Origin of the sequence: Candidatus Njordibacter sp. Uisw_002, assembly GCF_047730155.1 — a bacterium.
Lineage (GTDB): Bacteria > Pseudomonadota > Gammaproteobacteria > Pseudomonadales > Balneatricaceae > Njordibacter.
This window is the reverse complement of the sequence record NZ_CP159832.1, coordinates 884504-904613: the sequence shown is the minus strand read 5'-3', so window position 1 is coordinate 904613 and position 20110 is coordinate 884504. Positions and strand designations below refer to the sequence as shown.

General features: G+C 43.4%; 18 protein-coding genes. 3 read left to right on the top strand and 15 right to left on the bottom strand.

Annotation, left to right across the window (positions count from 1 at the left end; genetic code table 11):
- The 9 genes from ABXT42_RS04295 to ABXT42_RS04255 all read right to left on the bottom strand — a co-directional run bounded on the left by ABXT42_RS04295 (position 1) and on the right by ABXT42_RS04255 (position 10031).
- Entirely contained in the window at positions 1–906 is a 906-nt protein-coding gene (locus ABXT42_RS04295) for an SMP-30/gluconolactonase/LRE family protein (RefSeq protein ID WP_443629134.1), read from the bottom strand.
- On the bottom strand, positions 903–1505 hold the full coding sequence (locus ABXT42_RS04290) for a 2-dehydro-3-deoxy-6-phosphogalactonate aldolase (protein WP_443629133.1): 603 nt from the start codon (positions 1503–1505) through the stop codon (positions 903–905). The genes ABXT42_RS04295 and ABXT42_RS04290 overlap by 4 nt, the downstream gene beginning before the upstream one ends.
- Before the next feature lie 4 nt (positions 1506–1509).
- Positions 1510–2427, bottom strand: coding sequence for a 2-dehydro-3-deoxygalactonokinase (locus tag ABXT42_RS04285; protein WP_443629132.1), 918 nt, complete (start codon positions 2425–2427; stop codon positions 1510–1512).
- A complete protein-coding gene (locus ABXT42_RS04280; protein ID WP_443629131.1) occupies positions 2427–3194 on the bottom strand; it encodes an SDR family NAD(P)-dependent oxidoreductase in 768 nt (255 codons plus the stop codon). Before ABXT42_RS04280 ends, ABXT42_RS04285 begins: the two co-directional genes overlap by 1 nt.
- On the bottom strand, positions 3194–4903 hold the full coding sequence (locus ABXT42_RS04275; protein ID WP_443629130.1) for an IlvD/Edd family dehydratase: 1710 nt from the start codon (positions 4901–4903) through the stop codon (positions 3194–3196). Before ABXT42_RS04275 ends, ABXT42_RS04280 begins: the two co-directional genes overlap by 1 nt.
- Positions 4900–6978, bottom strand: a complete 2079-nt coding sequence (locus ABXT42_RS04270; RefSeq protein WP_443629129.1) for an alpha-galactosidase — start codon at positions 6976–6978, stop codon at positions 4900–4902. The genes ABXT42_RS04275 and ABXT42_RS04270 overlap by 4 nt, the downstream gene beginning before the upstream one ends.
- Positions 6978–7826, bottom strand: coding sequence for a carbohydrate ABC transporter permease (locus ABXT42_RS04265; protein ID WP_443629128.1), 849 nt, complete (start codon positions 7824–7826; stop codon positions 6978–6980). The genes ABXT42_RS04270 and ABXT42_RS04265 overlap by 1 nt, the downstream gene beginning before the upstream one ends.
- A 1-nt stretch (position 7827) precedes the next feature.
- Complete coding sequence (locus ABXT42_RS04260; RefSeq protein ID WP_443629127.1) at positions 7828–8715, bottom strand: carbohydrate ABC transporter permease; 888 nt, start codon at positions 8713–8715, stop codon at positions 7828–7830.
- 77 nt (positions 8716–8792) lie between these two features.
- Entirely contained in the window at positions 8793–10031 is a 1239-nt protein-coding gene (locus tag ABXT42_RS04255; RefSeq protein ID WP_443629126.1) for an ABC transporter substrate-binding protein, read from the bottom strand.
- Between the two features lie 168 nt (positions 10032–10199).
- Between ABXT42_RS04255 and ABXT42_RS04250 the strand changes: the two genes are divergently transcribed.
- The 3 genes from ABXT42_RS04250 to ABXT42_RS04240 all read left to right on the top strand — a co-directional run bounded on the left by ABXT42_RS04250 (position 10200) and on the right by ABXT42_RS04240 (position 13777).
- The gene (locus tag ABXT42_RS04250; RefSeq protein WP_443629125.1) at positions 10200–11261 is read left to right on the top strand and encodes an ABC transporter ATP-binding protein; all 1062 of its coding nucleotides are present in this window, start codon (positions 10200–10202) and stop codon (positions 11259–11261) included.
- Positions 11262–11296: 35 nt separating this feature from the next.
- Positions 11297–12871 carry a glycerol-3-phosphate dehydrogenase gene (gene glpD, locus ABXT42_RS04245; RefSeq protein ID WP_443629124.1) on the top strand — a complete coding sequence of 525 codons (1575 nt, stop codon included), beginning with the start codon at positions 11297–11299 and terminating at the stop codon, positions 12869–12871.
- A 120-nt stretch (positions 12872–12991) separates the two neighbouring features.
- Entirely contained in the window at positions 12992–13777 is a 786-nt protein-coding gene (locus ABXT42_RS04240; RefSeq protein WP_443629123.1) for an IclR family transcriptional regulator, read from the top strand.
- A gap of 16 nt (positions 13778–13793) precedes the next feature.
- On the opposite strand, the gene ABXT42_RS04235 is transcribed toward ABXT42_RS04240, so the two are convergent.
- From ABXT42_RS04235 to uvrB, 6 genes are all read right to left on the bottom strand, one after another.
- Positions 13794–13874, bottom strand: coding sequence for a UvrB/UvrC motif-containing protein (locus ABXT42_RS04235; RefSeq protein WP_443629438.1), 81 nt, complete (start codon positions 13872–13874; stop codon positions 13794–13796).
- A gap of 61 nt (positions 13875–13935) precedes the next feature.
- The gene (locus ABXT42_RS04230) at positions 13936–14370 is read right to left on the bottom strand and encodes a GNAT family N-acetyltransferase (protein WP_443629122.1); all 435 of its coding nucleotides are present in this window, start codon (positions 14368–14370) and stop codon (positions 13936–13938) included.
- Between the two features lie 107 nt (positions 14371–14477).
- Positions 14478–15107, bottom strand: a complete 630-nt coding sequence (locus ABXT42_RS04225) for a LysE family translocator (RefSeq protein WP_443629121.1) — start codon at positions 15105–15107, stop codon at positions 14478–14480.
- 83 nt (positions 15108–15190) lie between these two features.
- Positions 15191–16054, bottom strand: coding sequence for a DUF2806 domain-containing protein (locus ABXT42_RS04220; RefSeq protein WP_443629120.1), 864 nt, complete (start codon positions 16052–16054; stop codon positions 15191–15193).
- 100 nt (positions 16055–16154) lie between these two features.
- Positions 16155–17420: a DUF2130 domain-containing protein gene (locus tag ABXT42_RS04215; RefSeq protein ID WP_443629119.1), complete on the bottom strand. Its 1266-nt coding sequence runs from the start codon at positions 17418–17420 to the stop codon at positions 16155–16157.
- A 622-nt stretch (positions 17421–18042) separates the two neighbouring features.
- Positions 18043–20070: an excinuclease ABC subunit UvrB gene (gene uvrB, locus ABXT42_RS04210; protein ID WP_443629118.1), complete on the bottom strand. Its 2028-nt coding sequence runs from the start codon at positions 20068–20070 to the stop codon at positions 18043–18045.
- Positions 20071–20110 lie beyond the last annotated feature (40 nt).

Here is a 20110-nt window from a genome sequence, read left to right as displayed (position 1 = left end):
CTATAACTCCACGCGATATTCAGCCAAACCAGTAATGTCCATAACTGCAGTGTCTGTTGTAAATGTCATACCTGCATTTTTATCTTTTATGTCCGCGTCTACCGCGGCGCTGGTGGCTAATAACACTTTCATATGGGTTCCACCAAACGCTGGGCAGCTTATTTGTTTAGCATCAAAGGCCACCCGAAGTATGGCTTGGCCTTCTAGGTTATAACACACCACTTCACTTGCCCCCCACTGCGCATTCCATAGGTTGCCATGTGCATCTACCACTGCCCCGTCTGGGTTACGGTTTTGGGCTCGTAAATCTACCCATACACACGCTTTACCCACGGGCCAGCCTTGTGTATCTAAAGCTTGGCGCATAATTTGTTGGCTAGGCGTGTCAGTATAATAAGCACAGGTTTTATCTGGCGCAAAACAAATCGCGTTACTGATGGTAATGTCTGTTACTAGCTGTCGCAGCTGCCCTTGATAATAACGATAAATAGACCCTAAACCTTGCTGGGCCTGCTTACCCATAGTGCCTATCCAAAAGCCTCCCCATGGGTCGCTGCGGCCATCGTTTGATCTAGTTAACGGGTTATTTGCTTCTAGCTCAACAACTAATTGCTTACTTGCCTGAGGTGAACTTGGGCTGCGGGTATCGAACTTATACAGCCCTGTTTCACTGGCAATGAGCAGCATGTACTCATCTAGCCATCCTGCCGCTGACACCATTTCATCAAACTGCCAACTATACTGTGCTTGGAGAGAGTTCTCATGTGTGTCTTTTGCTAATAATCTGTTTTGTAAAATATCAAACCAATACCAGCGCTGCTGTAACGGATGCCATAAGGGGCCTTCACCCAATTGGCAAGCTCGATCATCAAACACATTATTAGCTACAAAAAGATTGGGAGTCACAAACTATTATCCCACGCATTGACTAAAATTTTAGCTTTTTGGGCCATTTTTTGTGGGTTATCACCTGGAGAATAAAGGTTGGAAGCTAAGCCAAAGCCTGCGATGCCAGCTTTGCGCCAGGTTACAAAATCATCACTGCCGATGCCACCCACAGCGTAGCATTGCACATGTGTGGGTAATACCGCTTGAATGGCCCTAAAACCATTCACGCCCAACAAAAATGCTGGAAACAGTTTCAATACATCTGCGCCACTATCAAGGGCTGAAAAACACTCAGTAGGTGTGAGAACACCAGGATAAGACATCATACCCATGTCTTTAGTGGCTTTAATCACATCACTGTTAGCGTTTGGCGAAACGATAAATTCACCACCATGGGCATAAACAGCCTTAGCATCAGGCACATTTAGCACTGTACCTGCCCCTATAAATGCCTGCCCACCCAAGGCTTCGTGTAGTTTGGCGATACTTTCTAGTGCATTAGGGGAGTTAAGTGGCACCTCTATTTGATGAATCCCAGCTTGCACAAGCTGTTCACCCAGCGCTACCACTTCACTTGGTGTCACACCTCGCAAAATAGCCATTAAGTTTCTGGACATTATATTATCCTTGTTGCTCGTAGGCAGCGGTTAAACCTGCCAAAGTCATTTGTGTTGCGTCCATTAAAGCCACGTCGATATTCATTTGCTCCATGGCTAATTTATATAGTGATTGTAATAGGCTGTCACCCAATAACATCACTTTTTGCCCCTGCCACCATTGCTTAGTGCCAGCTAGCTCCATACCAATTAACAAACCCGACAAACGGGCCTTACCAAACAAAACAGCACCACTACCCAATATATCTTCTGCCCTTACAGAAAAAAGCGCACCAGTAAATTGGGCAGGGTTATTAAAACCATCACTCACACCTTGCTTAAATGCCTCATCACTCCACTGATCATCAATGATTGAGTGGCGCAGCACTGATTGCTTTGACAACAAAGCAAACAACTCACCTGTCATAAAAGTATTAAAAGACACCACTTGTCCTGCCTGAGAAAGTGCCCATTTACTATGCGTGCCAGGCAAACACAACACGCCTGTAAAATCTTTATGCCCACATAATACACCAGCTATTTGAGTTTCTTCACCGCGCATTACATCAGCAGGCTGCTGTTGGCATAATCCCGGTAGCACCCACACCCATAACTGGCTATGTTTGGTAGGCAAAGCAACAGGTTTTTGATACTCCAGGGGGTTATGAGGCACTGTAGAATAGCCTGCATCTTGCCAGCCTTGTTTGGCGCCCACCATGCCACAACAAACCACGGGTAAAGTGTCACCATCAACAAGTAATGTTTCTAAACATTCAAATAGCACTTGCTCAAATTCAGCGGCGCTATTTAAGCTTGCCATACCCTGATCACTGCTATTGTGGTCTATCACTTGGCTGTCTTTTGACATTAACCAAATGCGTAAATTACTAGTGCCCCAATCTACAGCCACCCAGCAAACACCTTGTGTGTTTTTCCATTGCATTAGCCAGTCACCACTACACCACCATCCACTACCATGGCTTGGCCTGTCATCATGCGGCTGGCACTGGAGGCCAAAAATAAAGTCGCACCTACAATATCTTCTGGTTTAAGGTGTGTTTTTAAACACTGTTTTTCTAAGTGTTGTGACATGCTTTCTGGTGTGGCCCACATTTTTAATTGTTTATCGGTCATTACCCAGCCTGGCATTAGAGAATTTACCCTGATATTTTGCGGGCCTAACTCACGAGCTAAAGCACGCGTTAGCCCATTGATACCTGCATTAGCAGCCACGTAGCCTGGATAACCTGCATTGCCCATCATATAAGAAACAGAAGAGACATTAATAATGCTACCACCACTTTCTGCCATGCCTTGGGCTGCTTTTTGTGCAGTAAAAAAATGCGGGCGCAGGTTAATATTTTGGCACAGGTCCCATGCTTGAACAGAAGTTTGTGCCAAACTATGACGGGTATCATCACCGGCATTGTTCACCACAACATTGATCACACCATGGGCTGCTGCCGCCTTATCCATCGCTGCCTGCAGTGCATCAATGTCTGTAATATCACAAGTGATTGCAAGCGGTGCGTTTTTGTATTTAGCCTTCATTTGAGCCACAAATTCAGACGCATTAGATCGTTGTACAAAACTTACTTTAGCACCTTGAGCAAGAAAACCTTCCGTCAAAAAAGCCCCTATGCCTGCTCCACCACCAGTAATGAAAACACTTTTATCCATTAAATCCGGATAAGTTGCTGTGAGTTCCATTAATGACTCTCCCTGGTGACCGGGCGAGTATCTTTACCCACCAAAAAGTCAAAATCGGCCCCATGTTCTGCCTGCATCACATGGTCAATATAAAGCTTGGCATAGCCACGCACATAATGCGGCGGATCAGGCTGCCAATTAGCACGACGCAAGGCCAGTTCAGTGTCATCTACCAATAGTTGCAACTCACCTTTACTGGCAGATAAACGAATACGATCACCAGTTTTAACCAAAGCCAATGTACCACCAGCTTGAGCTTCGGGGCTCACGTGCAGCACTACAGTGCCAAAGGCTGTACCAGACATACGCGCATCAGAAACACGCACCATATCGGTGACCCCCTGAGTAATGAGCTTGCCAGGTATAGGCATATTGCCTACTTCTGGCATGCCGGGATAACCTTTAGGTCCACAGCCCTTGAGCACCAATATAGAGTCTTTAGTGACCGGTAAATCGGGATCGTCGATAGTAGCCTTTAGCTCTTCAATGGTTTCAAACACATAGGCTTCACCTTCATGCTCAAGTAATTCTTTTGTAGCTGCAGAAGGTTTAATAATGGCGCCATTCACTGCCAAATTACCACGCAATACACGCAGACCAGCAGCAGGTTTAAGCGGCTCGTCAAAGGCATAAATGACGTCACGGTTATAACACTCAGCTCCTTCATAATAGGCGCTAATGTCACGGCCTAAAATGGTGTTAGCAGGCTTTAACAACCCCTTAATTTCTGCCATTACCGCTGGCATACCACCGGCATAACAAAAGTCTTCCATTAAGTACTTACCTGAGGGCATGCAATTAACCAGCAAAGGCACACTGCCACCTAGCTCAAAGGCATCTAAATCCAAATCTATTCCCACTCGCCCTGCAATCGCTAGTAAGTGAATCACAGCGTTACTAGAGCCACCCACTGCGGCATTAGCACAAATCGCATTTTGGAAACTTTCTTTAGTCATCACATCTGATGGTTTTAGGTCTTCTTCTACCATTTCAACAATACGTTTGCCCGTCATATGGGCTAATGCCATGCGCCTTGCATCTACTGCAGGTAGTGCAGCATTAGTAGGTAATGACATGCCCATAGCCTCTACAATAGAAGCCATAGTGGAGGCAGTGCCCATGGTCATACACACGCCTTTAGAGCGGCTCATGCCAGTTTCGGCATCCATAAATTCTTTTAGACTCAGATCTCCTGCCCTTACTGATTCTGAAAATTTCCAAACATCTGTTCCAGAGCCAATGTCTTTGCCTTTCCACTTGCCGTTAAGCATAGGGCCAGAGCTCACTACAATAGTAGGTAAATCTACAGAAGCGGCGCCCATTAGCTGGCCTGGTGTGGTTTTATCACAGCCACCCAAAAGCACGACACCATCAATACCATAGGCACGAATAGACTCTTCTACGTCCATGGCCAATAAGTTACGAAACATCATTGCCGTGGGCTTCATTTGGGTTTCGCCCAAACTCATTACTGGAAATTCTACTGGAAAACCACCTGCTTCCCATACGCCGCGTTTCACACCCTCTGCCAGCTCTCGTAACCCTGAGTTACAAGGAGTGAGTTCTGACCAAGTATTACAAATACCGATAATAGGTCGTCCATCAAATACATGATCTGGAAAACCCTGATTTTTCATCCAACTACGATGTATAAACCCGTCTTTATCAGCGCCTCCATACCAGGCTTGGCTGCGTCTTGGTTTACTCATAATCGCTTTCCTTTTAATACCCACATGGCGTTAGGAAACTGCCAAGGTAGGGTGACACCATAGTTCATTAAATAGCTGCCACTAAGGGTTAGTTTTTCCACCTTAATCGCCATCTCTCCACGCGACAAACTGACTAGTTCATCACGGTTTACTAAATCTATTTCATACTGGGCTTTGGCATCTAATCCAGTGAGCGGCAATGGCCTAGGGCTTATTTGTGCGCTGCTATCAGCAACCCCTGCAAACACTACAAATTGCTCACCTGTTGCTGCCAAGTGCAGCTCGGCTAAAATAGCCTCATCATGGCTGTCTAAACGCAGAATATCTGCCTTTAACAGCCAATCTCGTTGTTGCTTCCAAAAAGTCACCACCTGTCGCAGTTGATCTGCTTCTGTGGTGGTAAGCTCCCTTGGGTCCATTTCCATGCCCATGTGGCGCTGCGCCGCCACCCAAGCTCTAAAGTTCATACTGTGCACTCGACCACTTGTGTGACAATGCCTTGGGCCCACATGACTTCCAGTCACAATGGCTGGTAAAAAAGTAGCCGCTTGATGCTGGATGCGCAAGCGTTCAAGCGCATCGTTACTATCTGATAGCCATACTCTTTGGGTGTGCTCTAAAACGCCATAATCAATACGTGCGCCGCCAGAGCTACACGATTCAATTTCCACATGGGGGAATGCTGCTCTTAAGCGTGATAGCAGGCCATAAATAGCTTGAGTTTGTGCCACATCAGCAAACGGCAGCACTCTGTTATGGTCCCATTTAATGTATTCAATAGCGTTGTTGGCAAGCATATGGCTCACTTTGGTGTAGAGGTATTCTTGCACTGCAGGCAAAGCTATATTTAATACTAACTGCTGGCGCCCACGGGTTTGTGAAGCTCTGCCCAAAACCCACTGCGGGTGTGCTTTATATAAATTAGATTCTTCATTTACCATTTCAGGCTCAAACCACAAACCAAAACCCATACCACAAGATTGCACATGTTCAATAAGAGGGGTTAAACCATGGGGGTATTTACGTATATCAAGGTCCCAGTCCCCCAAAGATGTGGTGTCATCATCACGTTTACCAAACCAACCATCATCAAGTACAAAGCGCTCTGCACCAAGACCTGCAGCACGGCTAGCCAAATCTTTTAGTAAATCAACATCATGATCAAAATAGATCGCTTCCCAGCAATTATAATGCACAGGCCTAGGTTTTTGCATGATGCTAGAGGGCAATAATTGCTCTCGTACGTATTTTTGCAAAGGCACACTTACACCATTGATACCATGAGCACTAAAAGCGATATATTGGTTGGCGCTGGAAAAGGTTTTTGCCAAAGCGCGGTGCGAGTGAGGCACGTGGCCAAACTGCACTTGTCTGCGACCATCTGGCAACTGCTCTGCAACCATTTTATGGCCACCAGACCAGCCATAATGCCAAGCATAAACGTCGCCTTGGCAATAGTTAGCCCCTTGGGCGAGTGTCATTAAACCTGGAAAATGTTCATGGCCAGTGCGACCTGTGCGGTTTTCACGCACCAAGGCACTGGGCCCAAAGCTACGCTCACTGAGTTTAAATTCGCCACACCAGCGGCCACCAAACTCTAACACTCGTGGCGCTTTATCTGCGCTGGGTAATACGGGAGCGGCTAGCCAATGCACCTTAATATCAACTTCAGAATCTAGCTGACTGGTTAATTGCCAAACACCGTCTATGGCACTGTTAATATTTGCGCTGTAGGTTAAGCCTAGGGCTTTATCCACATAGATAAGCTCTAGTGATTGTTTTTTAAAATGGGCTTGGCGCAAGGTAAAACACGGCATTAGGTCTATGCCTGATGCATCGCTTGCCACTAAGGCTGGCATTCCAGGAAAAGCGTCGCCTTCTACAGGACACAAAGACACGGGCGCGTTCTGATCTATCATGCCCCCCGTCAGATCACGCATTTGGGCGTGAACGACTTGTGCTAAGTTCTCATGCTCTGGCAGCACCGCACCCCAGTATGCAATAAAGGCCATACTGTTATCGATGGATGCAACAACGATGGTTTGTGCACTATCATCCAAGCGCCAAACTTGCATTATTTAACTGCCCCAAGCGTTAGGCCCGCGATAAAGTGACGCTGCATTAAGAAGAACATGATCACAGGTGGCATAGCCGCCACAATAGAACCTGCAGAAACCAAATGCCAAGAAGAGACCCACTGGCCATTCAGTGAGTTTAGACCCGCAGTTATAGGCTGTGTATCCGCACCTTGAGTAAGCACCATAGCCCAGAAATAATCATTCCATATAAAGGTGAAAATAAGCACCGACAATGCGGCAATAGCCGGCTTCATTAACGGCAAAACCACATACCAAAAAATGCGTATCTCACTCACCCCTTCCACTCGAGCTGCTTCTACTAATTCAAATGGCAACGCTTTAATAAAGTTGCGCATAAACAAGGTGCAAAACCCAGTTTGAAACGCAATATGAAACAAGGCAAGGCCACTAATGGTGTTATAAATACCTAAGCTAACGGTGAAATCACGCACTGGCACCATCAAAATTTGAAACGGCACAAAATTGCCTGCCACAAACAAAAAGAACAGTATTAAGTTGCCTTTAAACTTATACACAGCCAAGGCAAAACCTGTCATACATGATAAGCCTACAGCGCCTATCACTGTAGGGATGGTGACCCTAAACGAGTTTAGGATGTATTGGCCAATCGGCGTATTTTCAAAAATAGCGGTGTAGTTTTCAAGCATATTAAACGAAGTAGGCCAGCCCCAATAGTTGCCAGTTAATATGTCTGCTTGAGAACGTAAAGACGTTAAGGCCACAGCCAATAAAGGCAAAAGCCAAATAATAAGAGCCACTGGCAAAGCGATTTTATAGAGTGCTTTGGCAGGAGGAGAAGCTTTTTCAATAGGTCTTGGAAACATGTTAGTGGCCCCTCTCATCACGGTACATTTTATAAAGAAAGGACGCGATATAAATCATCATAATAGCGAATAATACAACAGCAATGGCAGCGCCATAACCCATGCGAAAGCCATATTCGGAAAAAGCTTGCTCGTACATATAAAAGGCCAATACACGACTAGAGCCCCACGGGCCTCCGTTGGTCATAATAGAGACTAAATCAAAACTACGTAATGCGCCGATGATGGTCACCACCATGGCTATAAATGTGGCAGGGCGCAACTGCGGTAAGATAATGTACCACAAGAGTTTAAGTCCCTTAGCGTTGTCTAAACGGGCGGCTTCAATTTGCTCGCTGTCTACAGCATTTAAGCCCGTTAAATATAAAATCATACAATAGGCCGTTTGGGGCCATAATCCAGCAATAATAATGCCATAAGTAACCCAATCTTCATCAGCTAATATAGCGATAGGGTCGGCACCAAAAAATTCTAATATTTTGTTAAATAAACCATAACTTGGATCGTAGAACCAAGAAAAAACCAGGCCCACTACAACTTGAGAAATAACAAAGGGAAAAAAGAACAGAGATTTGTAAATACGAATCCCTCTTACATTTTGATTAAGAAATAAGGCCACGAACAAACCTGCAGGTATGGCCAGCATATACAACACCAACCAAATGACGTTGTTCTTTAAAGAGGTATAAAACGCTTCGTCATCCATCAGCTCAACATAGTTTGCAATGCCAACGTATTCCTTGTCACCCAAACCATCCCATGCATAAAAGCTGATAGAAACAGATTGGAAAATAGGCACAACAACATACACCAAAAACATCAATAGGCCTGGCAATAGAAACAGCACAGGCGCCAGACGTTGCTGATTAGCGCGCCAATAGTCTCTCATATACTTATCCTTAACACAGATTTTTACTAGAATAGAAAAAGCCAGCCCTGTTTATGGGCTGGCCATGCGCCACGGGTTTACTTATAAACGCGCTTGCGGGTTTTTTCTAAACGCTCAAGGATAGCATCTAAACGGTCAGGCTTAACCATAAACTCTTGGAAGCCTTCCATACCTGCTGATGCCATTTCTGCAGGTGCGTCACGGTCGAAGAACTGAGCAATACCACCATCGGTATTAGACAACATTTCGTAACCAGCTTGTAAGAACTTGTCATCAGACACACTAGAACCACTGTTGATTGGCAACTGACCTAAAGTAGCATTTATTTCAGTTTGCACATCAGCACGTGCCAAGTACGCCAAGAAACGCTTCGCGTCTACCTTGTTTTTTGCGTTAGCAGGAATGTGCATCGTATCCGTAGGTGCTTCTTCAGCAACAGGGATGCTTGCATCGATCACAGGAAACTGGAAGAAACCTAGTTGATCATCCGTCAAGCCTGCATCACGCAATGGCGCTACAGCAAAGTTACCCATAACATACATGGCAGCTTTGCCTTGAATCATAGGTGCTAAAGCTTCCTGCCAAGAATAAGCAGCATGATCTGCTAAAAAGAAATCTGCATCGATCAATTCTTTCCAGTTGGCCATGGTGGCTCTTACACGATCATCAGTCCAAGAGACTTCGCCCTTAGTTAATGCCATGTGGAAGTCATAACCGTTGGTGCGCAAGTTTAGGTAATCAAATACACCACCAGCAGTCCATAAGTACTTAGTACCAATGGTAATTGGCGTGACACCAGCAGCCTTCAGCGTTTCACCGGCAGCCATTAAGCCAGCCCAGTCTGTAGGCACTTCAATGTTATTTGCTTCAAAAATGTCCTGGCGATAGTAAACACCCCAGTTGTAATAAGTGTAAGGCACGCCCCACTTCTTACCGTCAATGGTCATAGATGCTGCGGCAGAAGCCAAAGAATCATTTAGTCCGTTGGCTGCCCACACATCATCTACTGGCTCAAATAAGCCTGCATTTACGTATGGCAACATACGGTTACCGGCATACCAGTTGGCCAAATCTGGCGCATCTGCGGTAAGGAAGTTACGAATGGAAGTCTTATAACCTTCATGGTCAAATAAGTTCCAAGTCACACTTACATCAGGGTTTTCAGCTTCAAAGCCAGCGATGAGTGCTTCAAAAGCAGCTTTTGGGGCTGGATCAGACGTGTCAGTGTTGATCACTAACTCGCCAGAAAAGGCATTTGCAGACATCATAGAAGCTGCAGCAAATAGGGCAGCTAAAGTTTTTTTATTATGCAACATTGTGGTTCTCCGTTTTTATTAAGTTCCAGATAATGAGATCTGTTTTCACTTATTGCAATCGAATAATAAGTATGAGAACCTCTATTTGTCAAGCACTTTCGAAATCATGAACGTGTAGAATAAGCTCACTAGATCTCTAGTTACGTATCAAATAAAAGGGTTATTAACATGTCCAGCGTTTCTTTAATCAATACCACTAAAAATTATGATGACATCCGTGTTATCCATGGAGTGGATCTACATATTGAAGCGGGAGATTTTTGCGTATTTGTAGGCCCTTCAGGCTGTGGTAAGTCTACCCTTTTACGCATGATTGCTGGTTTGGAAGAAACCACATCTGGCAGTATAAAAATTGGTGAGCGCGATGTGACTAAAGCAGACTCCTCCGATCGTGGCGTGGCCATGGTATTTCAGACCTATGCTTTGTATCCTCACATGACTGTGCGTGAAAATATGAGCTTTGGTCTGAAAATGAATAAGGTTCCTAAGCTAGAAATCATCAAAAAAGTAGATCACGCATCCAACATATTGCAGCTAACCCCTTACCTTGACCGCAAACCTAGAGCTTTGTCTGGCGGCCAGCGTCAACGTGTAGCCATTGGCAGAGCCATCGTGCGCGGCCCAGAAGTATTCTTATTTGACGAGCCACTATCAAACTTAGATGCCGAATTAAGAGTAGAAATGCGGGTTGAACTTGCCCACCTGCATAAAGAATTGGGGGCTACCATGATATACGTGACCCACGATCAGGTAGAAGCCATGACTATGGCTGACAAAATAGTAGTGCTTAGAGCAGGCAGAATAGAGCAAGTGGGCTCACCTTTAGAGCTATATAACAATCCAGTGAATAAATTTGTTGCAGGCTTTATTGGCTCTCCTGGCATGAACTTCTTAAATGCTGTGGTAGAAAATGGCGCCCTTATGGTGCCCGGGTTGAATAACATCACCGTGCCTTCTAAAGCCACTTTGCCTGCCGAAGGCACTGAATTGGTAGTTGGCATTCGACCCCAGCACTTTGTACAAAGTGAAGTACCTAATCCATTTAAAGTGGATATAATTGAACATTTAGGCGGTGTATCTTATGTGCACTTGCACACAGCTACAGGTGAGAAACTCATTGTAGAGCAGCGTGGCAGCTCGCTAGAGCGTGGCGTAGAAACCATCAACTTGGCCGTAGATTTGGACGATGTCATGGTATTTGATGCTCAAACCCAATTACGTATTCGATAACACAGCAGATTTATAAAACATAAAGGGACTTTGCATTGACCACTCACAAGTGCACTGTAGACACATCAGCCAACCAAAAGGCTGTAGATATATTTATTATTGGTGGCGGCGTAAATGGCTGCGGCATAGCTCGCGACGCTGCCGGACGTGGCTTAAGTGTTTGCCTTGCCGAACAAGGCGACTTGGCCCAAGGCACCTCTTCTGTTTCAAGCAAATTATTTCATGGTGGCCTAAGGTACCTGGAATACTATGAATTTAGCTTAGTGCGCAAAGCGCTAAAAGAGCGTGAAGTGTTATTAAGCGCCATGCCCCACATCAGCTACCCTATGCGTTTTATAATGCCCCATCATAAAGGCTTACGAGCCAAATGGCTTATTCGTATGGGTTTGTTCTTGTACGACCACTTAGGCAAGCGCAAATGGTTGGCAGGTTCTAGCCAGATTAATATGCGCCAACATATCGCTGGAACGACACTAAAAAGCAGCTACACCCATGGCTTTGAATATTCAGACTGTTGGGTGCATGACTCACGCTTAGTCGTGCTAAACGCCAAAGATGCAGCGCTGCGTGGGGCCAAAATAATGACCCGCACTAAAGTGATTAATGCGCAGCGCGATAACAACCAATGGATCATCACTACCCTTGATGTAAACACACAAAAAGAGCAGCAGTTTCGTGCTAAAAAATTGGTTAATGCCTCTGGCCCATGGATTCAAAACGTTATTTCAGACCAGATAAAAGTACCCACAATGCATAAAGTGCGCTTGGTGCGAGGCAGCCACATAGTGGTGCCTAAAATTTATGACCACGAGCATCCTTATATAATGCAAGGGCATGATGGCCGCATTGTTTTTTTATTGCCCTTTGAAAATGATTTCACACTCATAGGCACTACCGATGTAGACCACTCATCAGCCCCGCAATCAGCAGAGTGTAGCGATGAAGAAGCGCAGTATATTTGTGAGTTTGTGAATGAATATTTAGATAAAAGCGTAAGCACTAAAGACATTGTTTGGAGCTTTTCTGGTGTGCGGCCCTTATTTGATGATGGCGCAGGCAAGGCCAGTGCTGCAACCCGCGATTACGTACTAGAGCTAGTGGGCGCAGATACCGCGCCTTTATTAAATATATACGGCGGCAAGATCACCACCTACCGCAAACTAGCAGAAGCCACTATGGCTGCTTTAGACTTTGATGCAAAACACCACAACTGGACAGCTGGCGTGCCATTACCAGGGGGTAACTTGGCAGTGGACGGCGTGCCTGCCCTTATAGATGAACTGTGTAACACCTATAGTTATCTTGATCAAAAGTGGGCTCAGCGATTAGCAACTACCTACGGCACGGAGTCATTCCAATTACTAGGCAAAAGCCAAGACATAACTAGCTTAGGGCATAATTTTGGTGAAAATCTAACCGAAACAGAAGTCAACTGGCTTATTGACCACGAGTTTGCCATGAGTGCAGATGACGTATTATGGCGCCGCACTAAGCTAGGTTTGCGTTTAAGTGAGCAACAACAACAGGTTTTACAGCAATGGTTTGAGCAACGAAATGAGCCTAGTCACTCTAATGAAGCCACACCAGCAAAAAAACACATTACTGCGTAAATTATACCCATTAAAAATTGCCAGTATATTTACAAACTGCTAATATATAAGGTCTCACTATTTGGAATTGAAACCTAGTTCCAAATTTAATATTGGTTACACATAAAAGCAGACTTCTCTATGGATCACTCGCAACAAGACGGAACAGTAGGCAAAGCCTTACTTATGCTAGACATTATTGCAGACTCTGGCACGTCTTTGCGTTTCAATAGCATTCTTGATGTAAGCCCATTTCCAAAAGCCACAACCTATCGCTTACTGCAAACTATGACCAGCCAAGCCATGCTTAGCTATGATGCAGAAAGCCAGAAATATTCTTTAGGCATGCGCTTAGTGCGCCTTGCACATAATGCTTGGAAACAAGCCTCTTTAGGGCCCATAGCTGCACCTCACTTAAACCAATTAGCAAGTGCAGTGGGTGAAACCGTGCACTTGGCGCAAATTGATAACGGACAAGTGTTATTTATCGATAAGCGCCACACTTCGCACCGCTTTGAAACTCTAGCTCAAGCTGGGCGCATTGCCCCCGCTCACTGCACAGGGGTGGGCAAAGTGATGCTAGCTTACATGCAACCAGAACAACAAGACTACGCCCTACAAAGGCAAACCTTTATCCAGTTTACCAACACTACTATTACAGACAAACAGGCTTTACTTGAAGAGCTAAGCAGTATAAAACGTGAAGGCATTGCTTATGATAAAGAAGAGCATGAAAACGGTATTATTAGCATCGCGGCCCCTATTCTCACCTCATCAAAGCTAGTGATTGGCGCCATCTCTATCGCTACCTCTACCTCTAGGCACACGGTGGACGATTTAAAGCAGTATAAAGACCTTCTCATCAACACCACCATGGCGGTAAGCGTTGAAGCTGAGCTTTACTTGCACCCTACTAGTGGCAGCTAATGAGCTTAACGGCTCATTAGCTGCACTTTAAGTAAATACAGCGATCACGGTAATCACCTGCCTGCTCAAACTTTAGGTTTTTGCACGCTTTATGCATGGAGTTGAAAAAACTATTTTAGGAGCCAGTGGATGCCTAGCAAAGTGGATGCGTACAAGTATCAAACATTGGCATTAGTTGTGCTATTAAAAGAGTACATTCTTATTTCTTCTCTTGGAAACCAACCACACTTTACATAAAATTCCTGCGCTTTTACATTTTCGTTTAAAACAAACAGATGTGTTTTCAAGATACCTATTGATGATAAAGCGCTTGTTGACTCTGAAACAAGGTTTTTACCTACCCCTTTTCCTCTGTGTATATTGGACACAGCCAAATGTTGTAAATACCCTCTTCTACCATCTGTACCCACCAATAATGCACCGACAACTTCATGATCAAACAACGCAACAAAACTTAAACCTTTATTCCGAACTAAGTATGAATTAATGCCTTGCTTGGAATCTGCATCTTTCAATGAAAGACTTTCAGTTTTACTCCATAATTCTATAACTGCTTCATAATCAGATATTAACATTTCTCTAATTTTGATCATTTACGCACTCTCCCTTGCTTTGTTAACTTATTGCTTTTAGATATCGCTCAAGTGGCAACAAAGATAAGATAATTGCAACAAGCCTCCATCTTTTAGTTATGTATACGTTAACGGTTACTCAAGATAATGCCACCACCAAAGACAACAAAAATACTGTTGTAAATTTTGGAGAAAACACGGCCTATAAGCTTATTCTTTAAATTTCTGCCTATGTTTTTTGCAATATATGAATATAATAAATGGACTACTAAAACTATTACGCATATTAAGAAGAACATGAGCAAAAACTGACTTTCAACTGGGTAATCGGATGTAATAAATTGCGGCAAGAATGCTGATAAAAATATTACTGTTTTAGGGTTACTAGCTGAAACAAAGAATCCTGTTTTGCAGATTAATAGTTTGTTTGACGCTTCACGTGCTATTGAGGTTTTTGTATTGGACTTTGGACTATCATTTTTAAGTAGACCTTTAACCCCAATGTAAATCAAATAGAGTCCACCTATCACCTTAAGTATAAAAAATGCTGATGGCGATTGTTCCAATATTGCACCGGCACCAAATGAAACGAGAACTACGATAATAGCTTGGCATGATAAATTTCCAAATATTGAAAGTAGAGCTTCTTTGTACCCGTATTTCATAGCGTTTTGCACGACAAATAAAACGTTTGGCCCTGGAGCTAAAGTAATAAATAAGTACGAAACGAAAAATACACCCCAAGTTTCAAAACTCAAACTTCACTCCTTTTAAAATTAGTAAACATAACGCCTAGCTCACCGGAAAAATGCGAGCGCAGCGAGTAATTTTTCCGGTGCAGCTACTTGTTAAGTAGCAAACTCGACAGAATAAGATCTTGCTTAGATAATTCTTGAACTGCGTATTCATAAAATTCCTGATTTCGCTTGGCGCCACATATATTTACAAGCTCTTTTCCCGCCTGTGTAAACAAAACCTTACCTACCTGAATCTGATTGTCTTTTTCTTTAGAAAATTCTACGAGTGTTGGCTGTCCGTAATAAAAAAACACAGTCTGCTTTTGATATCCCATTCTAAGGTAGTCACTAGTGGGTTCAAATGATATTAATCCAATCGCGTCTAGATGTTTTAACGCTGTAAAGTCGATGCCTTCTTTTTCATATATTTCATTGTCAGTATTAAAAACTAACGGAGTTAGCTCACCCAGAACCCATGTGAATTGACAAAATTTTGTAAAGAGATCGGCGTCTTTTTTGTCCATAGACGCCACAAAGTCAACTGTACGCTTAGAGTAAGTTCCGGGCTTAGTAGCTTCTCCAGCCAATAAACTTGACCATAGTGATTGCATCGATTCATCTGAAACTTTATCGCACTTATCAAAGAAGTGCGCTACCCAGTCTTCTTCAAGCTCTTCGGTTCTAGCTTCTGGGGGAAGTTCTTTTGCAGCCTTGGCAGTAATATTCTCAATATTTTCCTGCTTTCTCCCCTCCTGATGCACTAAACGCTCAAGGCCTCTTTGCTCAATTTCGCTTAACTCGATATTAGCAAGTGCTTTAATTTTTTCAGCTTCAGCCTCTGCTGCCGCTTTCTTTTTGATTCTTTGAGGTTCATATAAGACCCCTACGGCACTACAAACTTTCTCTATTAGGACAGTAGCTGGCTTAGCCAAATCGCCTAGATTAATTACAGAATTTCCGTCTGGCATGATTTCTCCTTTGCTACTTAACGCCTCCATAAACGGCGCGAGCTTGCGAGCGTCCGGCGACCGTACGGAGCGCACTTAATGGCCTTGTTATACATTTATTTTAGTTAATTTCATTAAATTTTTCTTTCATTGTGGGGTTTCCATGAGTCAATTTCTTAATCGTTAAGTCGTCGGCTTTCTGATTAGCCAAACGGAACTGGTTTCCACTTGTTGTTAGTTCTTTTTTTACTTTTTCCATAGCAGCAATAGACTTATCAATCTCTTTTATTGCTTTTTCATAATGCTCAGAAGCTGATTCATAATTTTTTTCGAATCCCTCTTTGAACTTAGTTATTTTATCTTCAAAATTACTGACATCAATATTTTGATTTCTCACTAAACCTAATTCTTTCTTATATTTCAAAGAATTCATTGCCGCACTGCGCAGAAGAGTGATGATTGGTATAAAAAATTGAGGACGAATGACATACATTTTTTCAAACTTGTATGAAACATCAACAATTCCGTTGTTGTAGAGTTCATTATCAGACTCTAAAAGAGAAACCAAAATTGAATATTCACAATTTTTGTCATTACGGTCTTTTTCGAGTTTTGAAAAGAAGTCTTCATTTTTCTTCTTCTTACCCGTTTCATCATTTTCATTTTTCATTTCAAACATTATTGAGATGATTTCAATGCCTTCGCTATCATTTTCCCTGTAAATAAAATCGCCTTTGGTTCCACCACTCGAGTCATTGTCTTTTTCAAAATAAGCATTCTGAAAGGCTGTTGCGCGAAGTTTGTTGAATTCAATCTCACAATGCTGCTCCAAGCTTTCACCCACCATTTTCGTTGAAAGCTTCTGTTTAAAGTCTCTTAGGCGTTCAATTTCATCTTCTTTTAGTTTTATAACATCATCTTTTGCGATGAGCTTATTGGTAAACCGCTCATTAATTGATTTTTCAAGCAGTTCTTTTTCTGTCTCTTTAATTTTTAGATCATTAGCAAGATCATCTCGCTCTTTTTCTAATTTTTTTGTGGCGTCAGAAAAGTCTAGTTTTTTCTGTGTCTCCGCATTACTAATTTCGGACTCCATTTCAGCGATTTTTTTCTCTTTATTTGCAAGAATTTCAGCATGCTCGATAGCGCTTTTAGATTTAAATTCCAATAGCTGATTGTCCTTTTTTGCTATTTCTTCACGTAAAGAGTTTCTAATATTCGCTTCTGCGAGTTTAACCGCATTCTCTTTTTCGTTATCTGCAAGTGTTAGTCGATTTGTAAGCTCTTCTTTAAATTGATGATCGCGAACTTGCTTGAGAATATCAGCAAAGCCAGCCTCGTCTATTTTGAAAGCTTTCTTGCAGTTTGGGCAAATAATTTCATTCATATAAGTATTCCCTTACGGTGATTGGCTATGATTTTTCACGCGCCATTGTGACTGTATAACAGTACATTTATGAGGCCAACTGGCCTCATAATAATTATTAGAAAGCCGCCCTCTTATTTTTTTCTTGCTCAAACATTAATTTTTAAGTATCTGAAGGCATTGAATTTTATCTAAACCTTACTTGCCTTGTTATAAAAAAAGAGCGGTTTAGGCTCTCTATTTTGAAAATAGAGCTATGTTGTATATAAAACCAGTTACCGAAATCTATTAACGCCTACCTACCCTTTTTACAATCGATACCAGAGCAGTGTGCAGGTGCAACGCTAGAGCACAAAAAGCCTTCACTGCTGTTTGAACAGGCTCTTGGTGCTCTGATTGATGCATTGCTAACAACACACTTATAAGGCTTATCGGCACCCATAATAATTATCAAAGAACCGCGCCACTATTGTGTCTTGTAAAAATATTACCTTACAAGATTAATAAAATATAGCACTTTCTTGGCAAATTGCTTGCCTAGTTACAATAAAGATCAGTTAATCTGCAAGCACATGCAGGTTCTGCGCTACACCATTAAGCACAGCTCACTTTATCTGCACCCTACTAGTGGCAGTTAATGAGCTTAACGGCTCATTAACTGCACTTTAAGTAAATGCAGCTGATCGCGATAACGACCCGCCTGTTCAAACTTTAAGTTCTTAGACGCTTCATACATGGCATCTTCTGTTTTGCCTATCAGCTTAGACAGTTGCTTGCTGTTGAGCAGCTCACTATCCACGGTGAAGTCCATGTTTTCTTCAGATGCTTTTTTACCCGACTTACTGCCTTTGTTTTTGCCAGAACCAGGTGTGTAGGCACCTTCCATAATGTCTTGCACCGACTTAACAACACCCGTTGGGGTGATGTTATTAACCCTGTTGTGCTCTATTTGCTTTTCACGGCGCCTGTCTGTTTCATCCATGGCCCGCTGCATGGAGCCGGTTATTTTTTCAGCGTACAAAATAGCCCTGCCGTTCAAGTTACGCGCGGCGCGGCCTATGGTTTGAATAAGCGAACGCTCTGAACGTAAAAAGCCTTCCTTGTCAGCATCTAAAATAGCCACAAGAGATACTTCTGGCATGTCCAAACCTTCTCGCAAAAGGTTGATACCTACTAAAACGTCAAACTCACCAAGGCGCAGGTCGCGCACAATTTCTACCCGCTCTACCGTGTCTATGTCTGAGTGTAAATAACGCACTCTAATGCCATGTTCATGCAAATAATCCGTTAAGTCTTCCGCCATACGCTTGGTTAATACGATGGCTAACACACGCTCATCTTTAGCGGCACGAATATTGATTTCAGACATCAAATCGTCCACTTGCGAGGTGGCTGGACGTATTTCAATAGGTGGGTCTATCAAGCCTGTAGGCCTTACCACCTGCTCTACTATGCAATCGGCATGGTCATTTTCATACACACTAGGTGTGGCAGATACAAAAATCTTTTGCGGCGCAATGTCTTCCCATTCTTCAAACTTCATGGGCCGGTTATCCAGCGCTGTGGGCAGTCTAAAGCCATACTGAACTAGCGTTTCTTTACGCGACCGGTCACCTTTGTACATGGCTCCCAATTGCGGCACGCTCACATGCGACTCATCCATCACCAGCAAAGCATCTGCTGGCAAGTAATCAAATAGTGTTGGTGGTGGCTCGCCAGGTTTGCGGCCTGATAAATAATGAGAATAGTTTTCTATGCCTGAACAAAAGCCTAGCTCTCGAATCATCTCTATGTCATAGCGGGTGCGTTGTTCTAATCGCTGTGCCTCTACTAACTTGTCGTTTTCCCGAAAATATTCCAACCGATCTTTTAACTCAAGCTCAATTTCATCAATGGCGCTAAGCAAAGTTTCTCTGGGCGTCACATAGTGGGTTTTAGGGTAGATGGTAAGCCGCGGCGCTTCACGTAATACTCTACCAGTAAGCGGGTCAAAGTAGCTTAGGCGTTCTATTTCGTCATCAAACAGCTCTATACGCACGGCTTCTTCATCAGACTCTGCTGGATATACATCAATCACGTCACCGCGCACCCGATAAGTAGCACGGTGGAAATCCACATCATTACGCTTGTACTGCAGCTCTGCTAGGCGTCTAACAAGGTCACGTTGGTCCCATTTGTCACCACGGTTTAGGTGCAACACCATTTTATGGTACAGCTCAGGGTCTCCCAAACCATAAATGGCAGACACAGTGGCCACGATAATAGTGTCAGAGCGCTCTAACAGAGCCTTAGTAGCTGACAGGCGCATTTGCTCAATGTGTTCATTAACAGATGAGTCTTTATCGATAAAGGTATCTGAGGCTGGCACATAGGCTTCTGGCTGATAATAGTCATAGTAGGACACAAAGTATTCTACTGAGTTATTAGGAAAAAATTCCTTAAATTCGCCATATAACTGAGCAGCCAAAGTTTTGTTATGCACCATCACCAGCGTAGGCCGTTGCACTTTGTTAATCACTTGAGCGATGGTATAGGTTTTACCAGAGCCAGTAACACCCAAAAGCGTTTGCGCAGCTAAGCCAGCATCAATGCCTTCTACCAGCTTTTTAATCGCTGTAGGCTGATCACCGGCAGGCTCAAATTTTGACTTCAATTCAAATAGAGGATTCATGATTTACTTCATTTGGATTCATTATCTAGGGTCTGCGTGA